This window comes from Bartonella sp. AP58NXGY (assembly GCF_042195785.1).
Classification (GTDB): Bacteria; Pseudomonadota; Alphaproteobacteria; order Rhizobiales; family Rhizobiaceae; genus Bartonella.
Genome location: NZ_JBHIOY010000266.1, coordinates 360 through 697 on the forward strand (window position 1 = coordinate 360; position 338 = coordinate 697).

Annotated in this window: 1 pseudogene; it reads right to left on the reverse strand. The window is 37.9% G+C overall.

What is annotated here, in order from left to right:
* Window positions 1-338: pseudogene (locus ACFINC_RS10855) on the reverse strand (hypothetical protein); the annotation flags it as partial.

A 338-nucleotide genomic window follows, 5' to 3' on the forward strand; every position in this document is an offset into this window, starting at 1 on the left:
ATCAACTCTATTTGAAATATGCTTAACATCTTTTTCGACACCCGTGATACGTTCATTGGTCTTCCAAAGTTGTCCAACATTGACGGCATCTTTCGAACTTTCAGCAATTTCACCATCAGCTACACCGGTAATCTTACTCGGTTTACCATCACGGTTAGCATCATAAGCTTTCTTATCCTCATTCCACTTTAAAGCATCTGAATCGACCTTGTTGATGACATCATCGATACGGTTGTTAATATTTGACATCCCATCATTAATATCACCAAAAGCATCAGCGACATTATTGTGCTCTGTTTCAACAGTCTCACCATTCTCATTAACTTTAGAAATCTTGA